General features: G+C 56.8%; 16 protein-coding genes and 1 other annotated feature. Of the genes, 12 read left to right on the top strand and 4 right to left on the bottom strand.

Annotation, left to right across the window (positions count from 1 at the left end):
- Positions 1-102: 102 nt before the first annotated feature.
- Positions 103-585, top strand: a complete 483-nt coding sequence (gene rlmH, locus ACTQ33_RS05540) for a 23S rRNA (pseudouridine(1915)-N(3))-methyltransferase RlmH (RefSeq protein WP_441462824.1) — start codon at positions 103-105, stop codon at positions 583-585.
- A 222-nt stretch (positions 586-807) separates the two neighbouring features.
- Here the strand turns inward: rlmH and ung are convergent, their stop codons facing one another.
- Positions 808-1,482 (bottom strand): uracil-DNA glycosylase, encoded by a 675-nt coding sequence (gene ung, locus ACTQ33_RS05535; protein WP_441462823.1) that lies wholly within the window; start codon positions 1,480-1,482, stop codon positions 808-810.
- Positions 1,483-1,595: 113 nt separating this feature from the next.
- Here ung and ACTQ33_RS05530 point away from each other — a divergent pair, with 113 nt between their 5' ends.
- From ACTQ33_RS05530 to pyk, 6 genes are all read left to right on the top strand, one after another.
- Positions 1,596-2,867 carry a LysM peptidoglycan-binding domain-containing protein gene (locus tag ACTQ33_RS05530; RefSeq protein ID WP_441462821.1) on the top strand — a complete coding sequence of 424 codons (1,272 nt, stop codon included), beginning with the start codon at positions 1,596-1,598 and terminating at the stop codon, positions 2,865-2,867.
- Between the two features lie 81 nt (positions 2,868-2,948).
- Positions 2,949-3,170 carry a holin gene (locus tag ACTQ33_RS05525; RefSeq protein WP_441462820.1) on the top strand — a complete coding sequence of 74 codons (222 nt, stop codon included), beginning with the start codon at positions 2,949-2,951 and terminating at the stop codon, positions 3,168-3,170.
- Complete coding sequence (locus ACTQ33_RS05520; RefSeq protein ID WP_441462819.1) at positions 3,167-3,928, top strand: N-acetylmuramoyl-L-alanine amidase; 762 nt, start codon at positions 3,167-3,169, stop codon at positions 3,926-3,928. The genes ACTQ33_RS05525 and ACTQ33_RS05520 overlap by 4 nt, the downstream gene beginning before the upstream one ends.
- Positions 3,929-4,199: 271 nt before the next feature.
- Positions 4,200-5,291 (top strand): sensor histidine kinase, encoded by a 1,092-nt coding sequence (locus ACTQ33_RS05515; protein ID WP_441462818.1) that lies wholly within the window; start codon positions 4,200-4,202, stop codon positions 5,289-5,291.
- Positions 5,288-5,995: a response regulator transcription factor gene (locus ACTQ33_RS05510; RefSeq protein ID WP_441462816.1), complete on the top strand. Its 708-nt coding sequence runs from the start codon at positions 5,288-5,290 to the stop codon at positions 5,993-5,995. Before ACTQ33_RS05515 ends, ACTQ33_RS05510 begins: the two co-directional genes overlap by 4 nt.
- A gap of 204 nt (positions 5,996-6,199) precedes the next feature.
- Entirely contained in the window at positions 6,200-7,630 is a 1,431-nt protein-coding gene (gene pyk / locus ACTQ33_RS05505; RefSeq protein ID WP_441462815.1) for a pyruvate kinase, read from the top strand.
- A gap of 65 nt (positions 7,631-7,695) precedes the next feature.
- Here the strand turns inward: pyk and ACTQ33_RS05500 are convergent, their stop codons facing one another.
- The gene (locus ACTQ33_RS05500; RefSeq protein ID WP_441462813.1) at positions 7,696-9,051 is read right to left on the bottom strand and encodes a sodium-dependent transporter; all 1,356 of its coding nucleotides are present in this window, start codon (positions 9,049-9,051) and stop codon (positions 7,696-7,698) included.
- A gap of 161 nt (positions 9,052-9,212) precedes the next feature.
- Between ACTQ33_RS05500 and ACTQ33_RS05495 the strand changes: the two genes are divergently transcribed.
- Positions 9,213-11,228, top strand: a complete 2,016-nt coding sequence (locus tag ACTQ33_RS05495; RefSeq protein WP_441462812.1) for an ATP-dependent helicase — start codon at positions 9,213-9,215, stop codon at positions 11,226-11,228.
- Between the two features lie 37 nt (positions 11,229-11,265).
- Positions 11,266-13,284, top strand: coding sequence for a methionine--tRNA ligase (gene metG / locus ACTQ33_RS05490; protein ID WP_441462810.1), 2,019 nt, complete (start codon positions 11,266-11,268; stop codon positions 13,282-13,284).
- Between the two features lie 125 nt (positions 13,285-13,409).
- On the opposite strand, the gene cptIN is transcribed toward metG, so the two are convergent.
- Positions 13,410-13,877, bottom strand: coding sequence for a type III toxin-antitoxin system CptIN family toxin (gene cptIN / locus ACTQ33_RS05485; protein WP_441462808.1), 468 nt, complete (start codon positions 13,875-13,877; stop codon positions 13,410-13,412).
- Positions 13,878-14,083: 206 nt separating this feature from the next.
- On the bottom strand, positions 14,084-14,275 hold the full coding sequence (locus ACTQ33_RS05480; protein WP_441462806.1) for a TA system antitoxin ParD family protein: 192 nt from the start codon (positions 14,273-14,275) through the stop codon (positions 14,084-14,086).
- A 112-nt stretch (positions 14,276-14,387) separates the two neighbouring features.
- On the opposite strand from ACTQ33_RS05480, the gene ACTQ33_RS05475 reads away from it, so the two are divergent.
- From ACTQ33_RS05475 to ilvN, 3 genes are all read left to right on the top strand, one after another.
- Positions 14,388-14,642 carry a hypothetical protein gene (locus ACTQ33_RS05475; RefSeq protein ID WP_441462804.1) on the top strand — a complete coding sequence of 85 codons (255 nt, stop codon included), beginning with the start codon at positions 14,388-14,390 and terminating at the stop codon, positions 14,640-14,642.
- 86 nt (positions 14,643-14,728) lie between these two features.
- Positions 14,729-14,986, top strand: a binding site (T-box leader).
- A gap of 62 nt (positions 14,987-15,048) precedes the next feature.
- Entirely contained in the window at positions 15,049-16,773 is a 1,725-nt protein-coding gene (gene ilvB / locus ACTQ33_RS05470) for a biosynthetic-type acetolactate synthase large subunit (protein WP_441462802.1), read from the top strand.
- Positions 16,770-17,264: an acetolactate synthase small subunit gene (gene ilvN, locus ACTQ33_RS05465; RefSeq protein WP_441463171.1), complete on the top strand. Its 495-nt coding sequence runs from the start codon at positions 16,770-16,772 to the stop codon at positions 17,262-17,264. Before ilvB ends, ilvN begins: the two co-directional genes overlap by 4 nt.
- Positions 17,265-17,295: the final 31 nt, after the last annotated feature.

Here is a 17,295-nt window from a genome sequence, read left to right as displayed (position 1 = left end):
ATAAAAGTTTTTAGTCAATTTCTTGCAAAAAAATTGCGGTTTCCAAAGGCGGCGCCTTTGGTCGCCTGCTGAAGCGGGCGAAAACCAGGACGGGAGGACCCTATGCTGCATGTGACTATCCTCACTGTGGGAAAGCTCAAGGAAAAATTCTATCTGGAAGCCTGCAAGGAGTACGCCAAACGGCTGTCGGCCTACTGCAAGCTGGAGCTGCTGGAGCTGCCGGAGTACCGGCTGCCGGAGAATCCCTCCGACGCGGAGATCACGGCAGGACTGGAGCGGGAAGCGGAACAGATTTTTTCCAAAATCCCCAAGGGGGCCTGGGTCTGCGTTCTGACGCCGGAGGGCAAGCTCCTGTCGTCGGAACAGCTGGCCGATCAGTTGAAAGCCGTCAAATCGGCGGGAAAATCCTCCGTCTGTTTGATCTTGGGCAGCTCTTTCGGCATGGCTCCAGCGGTGAAGCAGCGGGCAGATTTTCGACTGTCCATGTCGCCCATGACGTTTCCCCACCATTTGGCGCGGATTATGGTATTGGAACAGCTGTATCGGGCCGAGGCCATCCAGGCCGGCAGCCGGTACCACAAATGAAAACGGACATCTGTCCACAGGAGTTTTTCACAGGTGTCAATAACTTGCTCACACTGTGTGGAAAACTTGTTGGTGGATGTGAATAACTTTTTGATTGCACAAAATATTGGTTTAACTATGACTTTATTTCTGTCGAAATAAACAATTTTTGTGAGTTAAAAATGAAATTGGAGCAAATTATCCACAAACGGCTGTGGATGATTTGCCCCAATTGTTTATGAATTATATGGAAAAATCAATGGGCGGCTGGCCGTTGGCTAACAGAAAGTCATTGAGCTTGGAATAGACCTGGCTGCCGAAAAAGCCCCGGTAGGCGGAAAGGGGGCTGGGATGGGGGGATTCCAGAATACAGCGCACATGGGGAGACGCTACAATGGATTTGCGCTTTTTATGGGCCTGGTTGCCCCAGAGTACGAAAATCATGGGCTGGGGAAGCGCGGCCAGCGTGTCCACCACCGCGTCAGTGAAGGTCTGCCATCCAAAATTTTTGTGGCTGTTGGCATGGTCTTTTTCTACAGTCAGCACGGTGTTCAGCAACAGCACGCCCTGTTTGGCCCAGCCGGTGAGATCGCCGTGGGGCGGCGGGGGACAATGGAGGTCGCTGTCCAACTCCTGAAACATGTTGCGCAGGGAGGGCGGAATTTTGACGCCCTCCCGGACGGAAAAGGCCAGACCGTTGGCTTCCCCCGCTCCATGGTAGGGGTCCTGACCAAGAATCACCACCCGGACCCGGTCCGGCGGCGTCAGGGAAAAGGCACGGAATACCTCGTTTTCCGGCGGGTAGACGGTGACGGTGGAGCGGGCTTCGTCCACGCGGCGGGTTAATTCTGCAAAATAGGGCTTTTGCAGCTCCGGCTCCAGCAGCGGCAGCCACGGGCCCAAAGGGGAAAGGTCCATTTACAATACCTCCTAAACAAAATTCTGTAGGATTTTGTTTATCATAACGGAAGAACGACACCTTGTAAACCGACTTCTCATAGGATGAAAAAAAACCTTGGGAGGAGATAGCCATGCAGCTGCATACAGTACAGGCTGGGGAGACCTTGACGGCCATCGGTGGGGAATATGGGGTGTCGCCGGGATTGATTGCCCGGGTTAACGGACTGGAGCCGCCTTTTGCGCTGGCTGTTGGACAGAGTTTATTGATTTTAAAACCCCGCATTTTACATACGGTCCGTTCGGGGGAAACCCTCTACAGCGTGGCCCGGCAGTATGATACGGACCCGTTGCAGCTGCTGCGGAACAATCCCAATCTGGAGGGCCGCGCTGCATTGTTTCCCGGTCAGGTGTTGGTCATTGCATGGGAGGATACGCCGGATACGCCAATGGAGCTTAACGGCTATGCGGAACCGGACGTCCGGGAAGCGGTGCTGCGAACCATTCTGCCCTACAGCACATTTCTGGCTCCTTTTACATACGGCGTGTCAAACACCGGGGGACTGGTGCCGTTAAAGGATGAGACTCTGCTGCGGCTGGCAGACCAATACGGCGTGATACCGTGGCTCCATCTGTCCACGCTCACCGAGGACGGCACCTTTTCCAATGAGCGGGCGGCCGTGGCGCTGGCTACCGACGAAAGCCGGATGTCCCTGGCCGACGCGGCCATCGGTACGGCGCTGGAGAAGGGGTACGGCGGCATTGACGTGGACTTTGAATTTATCTTCCCGGAACAGGCTGAGGCTTACGCCGACTTTGTGGCCTTGCTGCGGCAACGGGCCAATGCGCTGGGGCTGGAAGTGGTGGTGGCCCTGGCCCCAAAGACATCGGCGGATCAGGCCGGGGTCCTCTATCAGGGCCACAATTACCGGCTGTTGGGGGAGGCGGCCAATGCGGTGCTGCTGATGACCTATGAATGGGGCTACACCTACGGCCCGCCCATGGCTGTGGCCCCCATTGACGCCGTAAAACGGGTATTGGACTACGCCGTGACAGAGATTCCACCGGAAAAAATCTTTATGGGATTTCCAAATTATGCCTATAACTGGACGCTGCCCTTTGTCACCGGAGAGAGCCGGGCCACCAGCATTTCCAATCCGGAGGCCGTGGCGCTGGCGGTCCGCATGGGCGCGGAAATCCAATTTGACGAGAAAGCCCAGACGCCGTACTTCCACTATACCGATGATCGGGGCATGGTCCATGAGGTCTGGTTTGAGGACCCCCGCAGCTGTCTGGCAAAATTTGATCTGGCCGCATCCTACGGTTTCCGGGGATTGGGATTTTGGAATTTTATGCGGCCGTTTCCCGCCTGTTTCTCCCTGCTGAATACGCGGTTTTTGCTGTAATCTGTCACAAATAGAACCCTTCTGCCATAGACTGGACAGCGGCAGGGTCTGCCGCAAATTTCTGAAAGGAGGCATCTGCTTGTGAACGGGAAGCAGAAGCTGTGGCTGCGCAATACCGGAATTTTGGTGTTGCAGGCCATGGCACAGACGGCGCTGGCTACCATCGGTACCATGGCGACATTTTTTGATGTCAGCTGGAAGGGCGTCGTCTCCGCCACGCTCATGGCCGGGGTTCTGGCGGTGCTGGGCCGCATCGCAAAGCTGCGGCCCACGGATGATGCGGGGAAGGGGGAGCAGGCATGAAGCTGCTGCTGATTTCCGGTCATGGCGCCGGCGACCCCGGCGCCGTCTCCGGTGTGTTTCAGGAGGCTGTGGAGACACGGCGGGTGGCCGATGCCGTGGCACAACGCCTCAAGGGGTACTGCGAGGTGACCCGCTACCCAGCGGAGCGCAATGCCTTTGATGATTTCCGCACAGGACGGCTGAACAAGCAGGTCCCACTGTCGAGCTTCGACTATGTGTTGGAAATTCACTTTAATGCTTCCGCCGCCAGTCCCAAGGACGGTAAGACCAAGGGCGTGGAGATATTTGTTCCGACGGCGGCCACAGAGACGACGGCTGAGGAGGGCATCTGCCGGGCGGTTGCGGCGGTGGGCCTGACGAACCGGGGACTCAAGCAGTACAATTGGGCCGTCATCAACGCTGCGCACCGGGCCGGGGTCCGGTCGGCGTTGCTGGAGGTCTGTTTTATCGACGATCCCGACGATATGCTGGTGTATACGACAAAATTCGACGCAGTGACCAAGGCCATTGCAGACGCCATCATCACTCAATTTTCTCTCAAAAAGGAGGAGAAGCCTGTGACCTATGAGGAATTCACGGCCTTTATGGATCGCTATCTGGCGAACCGGGCCAAGTTGGCCCCATCGGCCTGGTCCAACGAGGCCAGAGCCTGGGCAGAAAAGGCCAACATTGTCCAGGGCGGCAGCGACGGAGACAAGAAGTACCAATCCTTTGTGACCAGGGAAGAACTGGTTCAAATGCTGTTCCGGACCAAATAGGAGCGCGCGGTACTGGAGCGTAAGAAACAGAGTGCAGGGGTACACCATCTCCAGTGCCATTCGTAATCGGAGCAATCCCCGGGGTGTCAGCCCCAAGGCTGCCGTACCCGCCCCATTGGGTGGTGGACGGCGGCCTTTTCCATATCTGCTACCCCCAATTGCGCAGAAGCATGATACAGTGCATTAACGACTTCTTAACGGGCCAAACCTCTGTTTTTTCCATCAAAAATCTGCTATAATGGTTCCACTTTTCAGAAAGGCGGTGGGACCCATGCAGACCGGTAATCTGCGGAGACTGGTGCAGCGGCTCCACCTGTCCCGGCGGGATACAGCGGTGACGGCAGGTATTTTGCTGGGGGTGTCTCTGCTGTGTCTGGCCCTGTGGCAGATGGACCCCCAGGGTCACTATGTGGCGGAGCTGTATCTGCTGGCCGTGTTTCTGATCTCCCGGTTTACCACGGGGTTTTTCTACGGCATTGCCGCCTCCTGTCTGTGCGTGTTGGCCGTCAACTATTTTTTTACCTTTCCGTATTTTGCCTTTAATTTCACCATTTCCGGCTATCCGTTGACCATTCTCTGTATGCTGGCCGTATCCGTAGCCACCAGCGCCATGACCACCCAGATCAAGCGGCAGAGCAGTCTCCGGGTGGAGGCGGAGCGGGAAAAGACCCGCAGCAATCTGCTGCGGGCTGTATCCCACGACCTGCGGACGCCGCTGACCTCCATTCTGGGGGCCAGTTCGGCCCTGGCCGATGATGACGGACGGCTGACGGAGCCGGAACGGCAGCAGTTGGCCAGGGAAATCGGCGAGGACGCCCAATGGCTGATCCGCATGGTGGAAAATCTCCTGTCGGTGACCCGGATGGACGACGGCACCAGCGAGGCTCGGCTGCAAAAGCAGGTGGAGGTGGCCGAAGAGGTGGTCAGTGCCGCCGTGGACCGGCTGCACAAGCGGTTCCCACAGCAGGATGTAACCGTTTCCGTACCGAACGAGCTGCTGATGGTGGCCATGGATGCCATGCTCATTGAGCAGGTGCTGATCAACCTGCTGGAAAACGCCATCCTACACGGCAAAAACGCCGCCCATATCGGTCTGATTCTGGAGCGCCGGGGGGATTTGGCCGTATTTCGGGTGGAGGATGACGGGTGCGGCATTGAACCGGCCATTTTGGGCCGGCTCTTTGAACAGTCCATTTCCCACGATGACCAGGAGTGCAGCGACAGCCGCCGCAGTCTGGGCATCGGCCTGAGCGTTTGCAATACCATCATCCTGGCCCATGGCGGCCGGATGGCCGCCTATAACCGCCCCAAGGGCGGCGCGGCGGTGGAGTTTACCCTACCATTGGAGGACGAAACCGTATGACAGTGAAACCAAAGATTCTGATTATTGAGGACGAGCCCAACATTGCCAGCTTTATGAGCACCATCCTGTCCGCCAATGACTTTACGGTGCTCCGCTCCGCCAGCGGCGCCGACGGCCTGATGATGGCTTCGTCCCATTGCCCCGATGTAATTCTTCTGGACCTGGGATTGCCGGATATGGACGGCAAGGAGATCATCCGCAACATCCGGCAGTGGTCCCAGATGCCCATTATTGTCGTATCGGCCCGGACGCAGGAACACGACAAGGTAGAGGCGCTGGACATGGGCGCCGACGACTATGTGACGAAACCCTTCGGCACCAGCGAACTGCTGGCCCGGGTGCGGACGGCCCTGCGCCACGCCCGCAGCAGCAGTTTGGAGGGGGCCATGGCCCAGACAGGCAAGTTCACCGCAGGTCCTCTGGTGGTGGATTTCGATAAACGGCACGCCTATGTGGACGGACGGGACGCCAAGCTGACGCAGAATGAATTCCGTATTGTGGCCTTGCTGGCCAAACACGCCGGGCGAGTGCTCACCTATGATATGCTGCTCAAAGCCGTATGGGGCCCCAACGGCAGCAGCGACAACCAGATTCTTCGGGTGAACATGGCCAATATTCGACGGAAAATCGAGGAAAATCCCGGTAAGCCCCAGTTTATTTTCACCGAGATGGGTGTGGGCTACCGCATGGTGGAGGGCGACTGAAAGAGCAGACAAGTGTCCATAATAAATGGACAGAAACAGTGCAAATGCCCACCGTGGACAGAACAGTTTTATTAGAACTCCATACAAAAAATTTATAAACTTTTCTTCAATTTGTGCAGAATTTTTGGCCAATATCTGTTATGATATACAAGCAGAATATTGATCTAAAATTTGAAATTGTGTTTGGAAAGGATATTCGAACGTATGCGTAGAACGAAAATTATCTGCACCATGGGCCCCGCTTGCAGCAATGAGGAGACCCTTGAGAAGATGGTGCGCAGCGGCATGAACGTCGCCCGCCTCAATTTCTCTCACGGTGATTATGAAGAGCACGGCGGCCGTATTCAGCTGGTCCGCACGGTCCGGGATCGTCTGAATGTGCCTCTGGCGATTATGTTGGATACCAAAGGCCCTGAAATCCGTCTCAAGGAGTTTGTGGACGGCCGGGCGACCCTGGAGGACGGAAAGCCCTTTGTGCTGACCATCGAGGATGTAGAGGGTACCGCCGAGCGGGCTACCATCACCTATCGGGACCTGCCCAAGGACCTCAAGGGCGGCGAGCGCATCCTCATCGACGACGGCAAGCTGGAGCTGCGGGTGGATCACTGCACCGAGTCCGAGGTCCACTGCGTGGTGGTCCACGGCGGTATTGTCCGGAACCGCAAGTCCATCAACATTCCCCATTCCCGCCTGTCCCTGCCCTATCTGAGCGAGCAGGACAAGAATGATATTCTCTTTGGCATTGAGCAGAACGTGGACTACATCGCCGCGTCCTTCACCCGCAACAAGGAGGATGTTATCTCCCTGCGGAAGTTCCTGGACTACCACGGCGGCCACGACATCAAGATCATCTCCAAGATTGAGAACATTGAGGGCGTGGAGAACTTCAACGAGATTCTCCGGGAGTCCGACGGCATCATGGTCGCCCGCGGCGACATGGGCGTGGAAATTGAGTTTGAGCGTCTGCCCGGCTTGCAGAAGCGCTTCATCCGCCGCTGCAACCAGGCCGGCAAGATTGTCATCACCGCCACACAGATGCTGGACTCCATGATGACCAGCGCCAGCCCCACCCGTGCCGAGATTACCGACGTGGCCAACGCTGTGTTTGACGGCACCAGCGCTGTTATGCTGTCCGGCGAGACCGCTGCCGGCAAGTATCCCGTAGAGGCTGTCCAGGTCATGGCCAAGATTGCCACCCAGGCCGAGAAGGATGCCTTCGATATGCTGGCAAACCGCAAGATCCGCTTTGATCTGGAACTGGCCGACAAGACCAACGCTGTCTGCGACGCCGCCTGCACCATGGCCATGGACGTCCATGCCAAGGCCATCATTGTGGTGACCAAGTACGGCCACACGGCTCGCCGTATGTCCAAGTTCCGTCCCTTTGTGCCCATTGTGGCTGCCACCCATGTGGAGAAGACGTACCACCAGATGGGCATGAACTGGGGTGTGTTCCCTGTGCTGGCCCAGCTCCAGAAGAACTCCGATGACCTGATGCGCCATGCCATCGACTGCGCCAAGCAGATCGATATGGTGACCAATGGCGACCTGGTGGTCATTGCCGCCGGTGTCCCCGTGGATACTCCGGGCTCCACCAACCTGCTGAAGGTGGAAGTCGTTGGCGAAAGACGCTGAGTAATTTCCTGCAATTGCATCCATAAAAAATGCCTCCGGCCACGCCGGAGGCATTTTTTGACCCATCAGATCAGACCCTGAATCAGAATTACCAAGACCAGGATGGGCAGGATGAACTGGAAATAAAACTTGAAATACCGGGGCATTTTCAACCCCGTGCCGGTGTTGCACTCGGCCAAATAGTTGTCAAAGCCCCAGCCCCATTTGCTGACGCAGAACAGCAGATACACCAAAGAACCCAGGGGCAGCAGCAGATTGCTCACTACAAAGTCTTCAAAGGTCAAAATGTCGTCCATACCCAGGGGTTTCACGCCACTCCAGAGGTTGTAGCCCAGGACACAGGGCAGGCTCAGCAGGAACACTGCCACCAGATGAATCAGGACGGCCTTTTTGCGGCTCCAGCCGAAGTTGTCGATGGCGCTGGACAGAAGATTCTCAAAGACGGCAATGACGGTGGTAAAGCTGGCAAAGGTCATAAAGAGGAAGAACAGGGTACCCCATACACGGCCACCGGTCATGTTTAGGAACACATTGGGCAGCGTCTGGAAAATCAGGGGAGGACCGTTGCCCGGCTCCACGCCGAAGGCGAAGCAGGCCGGAAAAATGATGAGACCGGACATAATGGCCACAAAGGTGTCCAGTACACAGATGCGGACGGCCTCGCCGGTGAGGCTGTGGTCCCGGGACATGAAGCTGCCGAAAATCTCAATGGCGGCAATACCCAGGCTCAGGGTGAAAAACGCCTGATTCATGGCGGCCATGATGACGTTTCCCAGACCAACTTCCATGGCCCGGTCAAAGTCGGGCAGCAGATAGAATTTCAAGCCCTCGCCAGTGTCGTCCAGCAGAATGGAGTTGACGGCCAGAATGACAATCAGGGCCAGCAGCGCCAGCATCATCCACTTGGAGATCCGCTCCAAACCCTTCTGAATGCCAAAGGAGCAGACGGCAAAACCGGCTGCCACAATGATTCCCATAAAAATGGTCATTTCCGCCGGGTTGGCCAGCATGGTGTTGAACACGCCGTCCACGGCGGTGGTGTCCATGGTAGCGGTGAACTGCCCCGTCAGGAACTTGAAAAAGTACCCCAGCATCCAGCCGGCCACGGTGGTATAGTACATCATCAGAATCAGACAGCCCAGGACGCATACCCAGCCGTGGAGGTGCCACTTGCTGCCCTTGGGCTCCAACGCCTTGTAGCCAAGGACGGCGCTTTTTCGGCTGGCCCGGCCCATGGCCAGTTCCATCGTCAGCACTGGGACGCCCATAATGACCAGAAACAGCAGATAGAACAGCACGAACACGCCGCCGCCGTTGGCACCGGTCACATAGGGAAATTTCCACACGTTGCCAATGCCGATGGCGCATCCGGCACTGACCAGCAGAAATCCCAATCGGGATTGGAAGTTCTCTCGTTTCATCTTCTGTGATTTCTCCTTTTTTCACACCAAAGTGCTACAGTGACGGTAGCGCATTTATCGTATCGAAAAAATACAGCCCTGTCAAGCGCTGCCGCTTGCCCGGACAGCAAAACCGCAGTATAATAAAAAGAATCACGTTAAAGCGACCAAAGGAGCAGACTATGACCTTTGCAGACTTTCGGGCGCAGCTGGCGCCGGACCTCAATGAACAGCAGGCCGCCGCCGTGGAGACCCACCGGGGACTGGTGCTGCTGCTGGCCGTACCGGGCAGCGGCAAGACCACGGCACTGGTCACGCGCATTGCCTGTCTGATCTATGTGTACGGCGTCCATCCGTCCAACATTTTGACCATGACCTATACGGTGGCCTCCTCCAAGGACATGCGGGAGCGGTTTGCCGCCCGGTTCGGCGGCGAACTGGCGGCCCAGCTGGCATTCCGCACCATCAACGGCCTGTGCCATACGGTCATCCGCCAGTATGAGCGGATGCTGGGGCGGCAGGCGTTCTCTTTGTTGGAGCCGGGTCCCCAGGCGGCATTGCTGGGTCAGCTTTGCCGGGAACAGACGGGGGAGTTTGCCAACGAGAACACCGTCAAGGCGCTACAGACGGCCATTACCTACATCAAGAACTCCATGACCGCCCCGGAGGACTTCGACGATGGGGAGTTGGAGGGCGTGGAATTTCCCGCGCTGTACCGCCGGTACAACCAGGTTTTGCGGGAACAGTGCCGCATGGACTACGACGACCAGCTGGTATATGCCCTGCAAATTCTCAAACGCTATCCGGCGGTGTTGGAAGTGTTCCGCACCCAGTATCCCTACATCCTGGTGGACGAGGCCCAGGACACCTCCCGCATTCAGCACGCCATTCTGGACCTGTTGGCCGGGCCGGGGGGCAACCTGTTTCTGGTGGGCGACGAGGACCAGTCCATCTACGGCTTCCGGGCCGCGGACCCGTCGGCGCTGGTCCACTTTGAGGACACCCATCCGGGGGCCAAAATTCTGTTTTTGGAGCAGAATTACCGGTCCTTACCGGATTTGGTCCGGGTGGCCAACCGGTTCATTGCCCAGAACCAAAATCGCCGGGAAAAGACCATGACGGCGACCCGGGACGGCGGCGCCATCCTCAAGGCCATCACCGTAGCCGACCGGGACAGCCAGTACGCGCCGCTGCTGGAACTGGCGGCGGAACTGCCGTCGGATACGGCGGTGCTGTACCGGGATAACGACAGCGCCCTGCCCCTTATCGACCGGCTGGAGCGGAAGGGGCTGCCATACCGGTGCCGTCAGGTGGATTCCGGTTTTTTCACCCATCGGATTTTACGGGATGTGACCGACATTATCCATCTGTCCCAGGACCCGGAGGACGGGGAGGCTTTTCTGCGGGTCTATTTCAAATTGGGCGCGGGCATCTCCAAGCAGAACGCCGAAGCGGCGGTGCGGGCCTGCCGGGGGACTGGGAAGCTGCCTGTATCCTATCTGGCCGACAGCGATCTGGGCAGTCAGTGGATGCGCCGTCAGTGCCGCAATCTGGCGGTCCACTGGGAATCCCTGGCCACCGACGACGGTGAGACGGCCATACGCCGCATTCAGAACGCTATGGGCTATGGAGACTATCTGACCCAGCGGGGGGCCGACACGGGCAAGCTGGACATTTTGGCGTCCTTGGGCTCGGTGGAACCGTCGGCTTCGGCGCTGTTGCGGCGGTTGGCAGTCCTGCGGGATATCATCCGCCGGGGCGGGGGAGAGCGGGGCCTGATTCTGTCCACCATCCATTCCAGTAAGGGCCTGGAATACGACCGGGTGATTCTGCTGGACGTGGCCGATGGCCTGCTGCCCCGGCTGCCCCGGGAAAACCAGTCCGATGCGCAAGCGGCGGCGGAGTTGGAGGAGGAGCGCCGTCTCTTTTATGTAGCCATGACCCGGGCCAAAAATGAGTTGGATGTGTTCCGGTTCCGCAGCGCCGATCTGGCGTCGTCCTTCGCTGAGGAGCTGTTTGCCCCTGACGACAGCCAGTACCAGGCCGGTGTGGCCGTCCACCATCTGATCTATGGACCCGGTACCGTCACCGACCGGCAGGGCGGCATCGTCTCTGTCACCTTTACCACCGGCGAAACCCGTCGGTTCCTGCTGTCGGCGGCGTTGCAGGCCCGGCAGTTGGCGGTTCGGGCGTCGTAACGGGAAAAAATCACGTTGGTTTCTTGCTATTTTTTGCATGAATTGGTATACTAACGGTAACTGCTATTTTGTGGAGGAATTACCTGTGAGTGAAGCGAGTAAGGGCAAATTTTATATTACAACGCCCATTTATTATCCGTCCGACCGTCTGCACATCGGACACACCTATTGCACCGTCGCCACCGATACCATGGCCCGCTACAAGCGGATGCAGGGCTATGACGTCATGTTCCTGACCGGTACCGACGAGCACGGCCAGAAAATCGAGGACAAGGCCCGGGAGGCCGGTAAGACCCCCCAGCAGTTTGTCGATGATATCGTCACCGGTCCCCGGGGTGTGCTGGACCTGTGGAAGCTCATGAATATCTCCAACGACCGGTTCATCCGCACCACCGACGACTATCATGTGGCCGCCATTCAGAAAATTTTCAAGAAGATGTATGAAAACGGCGACATTTACAAGGGTAAGTACACTGGTAAATACTGCAAGCCCTGTGAGTCTTTCTGGACCGAGAGTCAGCTGGTGGACGGCAAGTGCCCCGACTGCGGCCGCGAGGTCCAGGACGCCGAGGAGGAGGCCTATTTCTTCCGGCTTTCCAAGTACGCCGATAAAATTCAGGACCTGCTGGAAAACACCGATTTTCTTGAGCCCCGGTCCCGGGTCCATGAGATGGTGAACAACTTCATCAAACCCGGTCTGGAGGACCTGTGCGTGTCCCGTACCTCCTTCACTTGGGGCGTGCCGGTGGACTTCGACCCCGGCCATGTGGTCTATGTATGGATCGATGCTTTGTTCAACTACACTACCGCCCTGGGCCTGTACAACGACAAGTACAACGACTATGACAAGTTCTGGCCCGCCGACGTCCATTTTGTGGGCAAGGAGATTGTCCGGTTCCACTCCATCATCTGGCCCGCCATGCTCATGAGCATGGGAATGCCCCTGCCCAAAAAGGTATTCGGCCACGGCTGGCTCCTGCTGGACGGCGGCAAGATGTCCAAGTCCAAAGGCAATGTGGTGGACCCCTATATTCTGGCCGAGATGTTCGGCGTGGATGCCCTGCGGTTCTTCCTGCTGCGGACCTTCCCCTTCGGTTCCGACGGCAACTTTTCCAATGAGCTGCTGATTCAGACCATCAACACCGATCTGGCCAACGACCTGGGCAACATCGTCAGCCGCACCGTGGCCATGGCCCAGAAGTATTTCGGCGGCACCCTGCCCGCCGAGCAGGTGGCCGACGACGCCCTGGACGCCAATCTCATCGAGATGGTATCCGGTCTCCGGGACCGTTACGAGGCTCAAATGGAGAAGTATGCCTTCCAGAACGCCCTTTCCGAGGTGTTCAACGTCATTTCCCGCGCCAACAAGTATATTGATGAGAATGCCCCCTGGGTCCTGGCCCGCGACGAGGCCAACAAGCCCAGACTGGCCCGCGTGCTCTATAATCTGCTGGAGACCATCCGCGTTTGCGGCGCGCTGCTGCTGCCCTTTATGCCCGCCACCTCCGCCGAGATCATGAAGCGCATCGGCGCCGACCGGTACGATTGGGACAGCCTGAACCAGTACGGTCTCCTGCCCGCTACGGCCACCGTCACCGACGGCCCCAATCTGTTCCCCCGTGTGGACATGGACAAGGCTCTGGCGGAGCTGGAGGAGGCCGAAGCCGCTGCCCGCAAGGCCGCTCTGCCTGCCCTGGAGATCGAGCCCTACGCCCAGGAACAGGTGGACTTTGACACTTTCTGCAAGAGCGATCTGCGGGCCGTCAAGGTCAAGGACTGCCAGCCGGTGAAGAAGTCCAACAAACTGCTGAAGTTCACCCTGGATGACGGCACCGGCACCGACCGGCAGATTCTCTCCGGCATTGCCATGTACTACAAGCCTGAGGAGCTCATCGGCAAAACGTTGGTAGCCATCACAAACCTGCCCCCCAGAAAGATGATGGGCCAGGAAAGCCAAGGAATGCTGCTTTCCGCCGTCCACACGGAGCAGGGCGAGGAAAAGCTGAATCTGATTATGGTCAGCGATGCCATTCCCGCCGGTGCGAAGCTGTGCTGAATGGGAGGGTTTCTTTGGGGGCGCTGCCCCCAGACCCCCGCGATTTTTTGAAAAAAATCGAGTAAAACTTTTAAAACACCCCGGATTCCTTGTATTGGGAACCCGGGGTGCCTATTATAATGGAATTATTTTTGCTGCAAGCGGCGCAAAATCCGCATTACGTCCGGCTGAGTGGGTGTAAACTGAATGCCCCGGCGCAGCATACCCAAAACTTTACGGGCTTTCCGCTCCAATGTCCGTGCCTCATGTTCACTGGTCAGCAACAAATGGTTTCCGGCAATCGTATATTCTCGCTCTATGTAGTCTTCTGAAATCGGGAACATATCTTGAATCAAAAAGGCATTTTCCTTTCCATCGTCTAATCGGACAATGTGCAGAATGTCACACGGCTTTCTCTGGGCCGCTTTGTGTTCCATGATTCTCCGGTATTTCTCAATACGGCTGGATAAGGGAATCATCCAGTATATGCCCGGCTCTGCATCGGCGAAACAATAGTAATGAGGGCGGTTTTCGTCCTTGTTACTTTTCAAATACGGGTCTTGCATTTCGTCAAAGAAGCGCTGGGAGATGATATAAAATCCTGTCTTTTTCATACGATTTCCCCTTATGAAAAAAGCCCTTCGCACCGCTGCGAAGGGCTTTTTCTTACAATCCAACCATTTTTATACCGCATATTGGTCAGCGGTAAACTTACAACCCGACCATTTCTATACCGCATATCGGTCAGCGGTAAACTTTCTACACCTAAAGTATACCCGGTAATGCAAAAATGTCAATGGGTTTTCTGCCGAGTGCCAATTTATTCAATGGCCGTCTTTTCCAAGTCAAATGGAATTTCGCCGTGTTCTTTTTCATAGTCCTTTACGCAGTTCTGTACCCAATACTCCAGCTGGGCGTTAAATGAGCGGTGCTCATTCTGCGCAATTTGCGTCAACTTGTAGTGCATTTCCTCTGTCAGCCGCAGAGCAGTCTGAATTTTCCGCTGTTTCATGGTATCACTCCGTTATTATTATGCTACAAGTTTAACAGTATAAAAACTTGAAATTCTACAATTAGAGTAGTATTATAATGATATCAATTCAGTATTATTATGAGGTGGTACCATGGACCTGGAATTGCTTGCAACGCTGCAAATGGACCGCAATTTGTCCTGCAATCTCCGTCAGCTGCGGTTGGATCACCACATGACCGTGGAGGATATGGCCGAAGTGCTGGAGCTGCTGCCGGAGGAGGTGGCCGCCATCGAGGCCGGACAGTTCTCGGATCGACTGCGGCTGTCCCATCTGGACAACCTCTCTCGGCGGTTTCCGCACCTGACTTTTCCCGACCTGCTGCTGACCCCGCCGGAGGGCTGGTGATTGGTTTCTAATTTTTTTGAATCTTTGTCACTTTACCGTGTTGACAAACCGGAACGGCAGTGCTATACTGACCATGTTTATATCACACAAACACAAGGATATGGATGAGTAGACAGAACTCTGCTGCGTAGAGAGGCGCCGGTTGGTGTAAGGCGTCGGGCGGACCTGTTGAAACTGGCCATGGAGTGGCTGCCACGAACCGCCTGTAAAGCAGAGTAGTGTCAGACGGGGACTCCCGTTACAGAGAAACGGTGTGTTGGCACCGGAGGTGCATCCCACGGGGGATGAAAAAGAGTGGTACCGCGGAAGGGTTCGCAGTTTGGAATTGCGCTTTCGTCTCTTTGGGCTGTTGTCAAAGCAGCAGCGAGACGGAGGCGCTTTTGCTATATGTGTGTATGTTTTTCAGATGTTTGGAGGGATTTCATTGGAAACGGCAAAAGGCAGGCAGATGACGGGTGCGCAGATCGTCGTGGAAACACTGATCGAGCAGGGTGTCACCGACGTTTTCGGCTACCCCGGCGGTCAGGTCTTGAACCTGTACGATGAACTGTATAAGGCAAGCGACCGCATCAACCACGTGCTGACGGCCCATGAACAGGGGGCTTCCCACGCGGCCGACGGCTATTCCCGCGCTACCGGCAAAGTGGGCGTTGTCATCGCCACTTCCGGCCCCGGCGCCACAAACCTGGTCACCGGCATCGCCACGGCTATGCTGGATTCCATTCCCATGGTGGCCATTACCGGCAACGTCCCCACCACCCTCATTGGCCGGGACAGCTTCCAGGAGATCAACATTGCCGGCGTCACCATCCCCATCACCAAGCACAATTACTTTGTTACGGATGTCCATGACCTGGCCGATATCATTCGGGAGGCGTTCCAGATTGCCAAGTCCGGCCGCCCCGGTCCGGTGCTGATTGACATTCCCAAGGATGTGCAGGTGGCCCAGTGTACATATGAGCCCCAGCCTGTGGTGGAATACGCTCCCCAGGACGAGGCTTCCGACGCACTGATTGACCGGGCTGTGGAGCTCATCAATCAGGCCAAGCGCCCCTATATTTATATTGGCGGCGGCGCGGCGGGCATCGGCATGACGAAAGAGATCATGGCCCTGGCCGAGAAGATCGACGGCTATATCGGCTGTAGCTTCATGGGCCTGTCGGCATTGGCCAACAGCTACGACCGCTTTTTGGGGATGCAGGGTATGCACGGCCATTACGCCTCTTCCATGGCAAACAATGAAGCCGATTTGATTCTCGGCGTCGGCGTCCGATTCAGCGACCGGGCCACGGGCAACACCGCCAAATACGCCCGCAACGCGAAAATCATCCAGCTGGATACGGACCTGGCGGAGATCAATAAGAATATTCCTGTAGACCTGGGCATCATCGGCGAGATTCAATCCTCCTTCAACCGGATTCTGGAGCGCTGCGCCAAAACGGAGCGGCCCGAATGGCGGCAGCAAGTGGAAGCGCTCAAGGCAGAGGAGCAGCGCATCGCCGCCGAGGCCGAGGCCCAGGCCGGAGACGCCATGACGCCCCGTAAAATCTTCAAGGTCATCAACGAGATCAAGGACGACAACACCATCATTGCCACCGATGTGGGCCAGCACCAGATGTGGACGGCCCAATATGTGGATTTCGGCCGCACTCGGCGCTGGGTCTCCAGCGGCGGCCTGGGTACCATGGGCTACGGCCTGGGCGCCGCCATCGGCGCACAGATCGCCACCGGCGACCGGACGGTACTCATCACCGGCGACGGCAGCTTCGGTATGAACCTCAATGAGCTGGCCACCGCCGTCACCTACAACACCCCCATTGTCATCGTTTTGATGAACAACGGCGTGCTCGGCATGGTCCGCCAGTGGCAGACGCTGTTCTATGGGAAACGGTACTCCAATACGATACTGGGCCGCAAGACCGATTTTGTGAAACTGGCCGAGGCCTTCGGGGCCAAGGGCGCCAGAGCCACCAACATCGACGAGTTCCGGGCCGCGTTCGCCGAGGCCATGGCCCATGACGGCCCCACGCTCATTGATACCATCATCGACAAGGACGAATTTGTCCTGCCCATGCTGCCCCCCGGCGGCTCCATCGACGATATGATTACTACCAAAGGAGGTCAGAACTGATGCGCTCTGTCATTTCTGTGTATGTGGAAAACAAGTACGGCGTTCTGACCCGTGTGGCCGGTCTCTTTATGCGCCGGGGCTTCAATATCGATTCCCTCACCGTCGGTGAGACGGAAAACCCCGCCTTTTCCCGTATGACCATCACCATGAACGGCGACGACTACGCCCGGGAGCAGCTGGTAAACCAGCTGAAAAAGCTCCACAACGTCAAACGGGTGCAGGTTTTGCGCAGCGAAACCTCTGTAGAGCGGGAACTGATGCTGATTAAAGTCCGCAGCACCCCCGAAAACCGCAGCGAGGTCATGGCCGCGGCGGAAATCTACCGCGCCAAGATCATCGACTACAATACCGATGCCATGTGCATCGAGGTCACCGGCGAGCCCTCCAAGATCAAGGCCTTTATTGAGGTCATGAAGCCATTGGGCATTCTGGAGATGTGCCGCACCGGCGCCGTTGCGCTGGAGCGGGGCGAAAACACCATCAACCAATAAGGTTCTCTTATTTTACCTATAAAATCCAAAA

Origin of the sequence: Candidatus Avoscillospira sp. LCP25S3_F1 (assembly GCF_052117125.1) — a bacterium.
Lineage (GTDB): Bacteria > Bacillota > Clostridia > Oscillospirales > Oscillospiraceae > Avoscillospira_A.
The sequence above is the reverse complement of the archived record's forward strand: the minus strand, read 5'-3'. Positions and strand labels throughout refer to the sequence as shown.